The sequence below is a fragment of the Oleiphilus sp. HI0067 genome, assembly GCF_001635735.1.
Genome location: NZ_LWFI01000808.1, coordinates 1 through 363, shown reverse-complemented (window position 1 = coordinate 363; position 363 = coordinate 1). Strand labels below are relative to the sequence as shown.

Genomic DNA, 363 nt, shown 5'->3' with positions numbered 1-363 from the left:
TGAATGCTTGAAGTAAGACAAAGAGCCCAAGCATAGAAGAGACAAGTAAAGTATCGCCGAGTTATCCGATAGGAAAGAAAGAAACTGACATGCTTATAACTTTCATTCGCGTATAAAAAAACCGGATCGCCAAAACGATCCGGTTTTTTTATCTTTGGCTACGTGTTAACGACGCGCTGAGCGACGCAATGCAGCAGGTGTAAAGTCTTTGCTTGCAAAGGTCTTGTCGAAGTTATAGCGGCTTGGCTCCTCGTTGACCATACCATTCGCTATGTAACGACCAGATAATAAGTCGTGTACAGACTCAATAGTAGTGAGCGTAATGCTGCGATCATAGAAAGGCTTACTATGCGCTTCGGCATG

General features: G+C 43.8%; 1 protein-coding gene. It reads right to left on the bottom strand.

The window, feature by feature from the left end; genetic code table 11:
• Positions 1 to 165: 165 nt before the first annotated feature.
• The coding region (locus tag A3739_RS08655) for a DUF1329 domain-containing protein (protein ID WP_156502494.1) at positions 166 to 363 on the bottom strand (198 nt) is incomplete at its 5' end.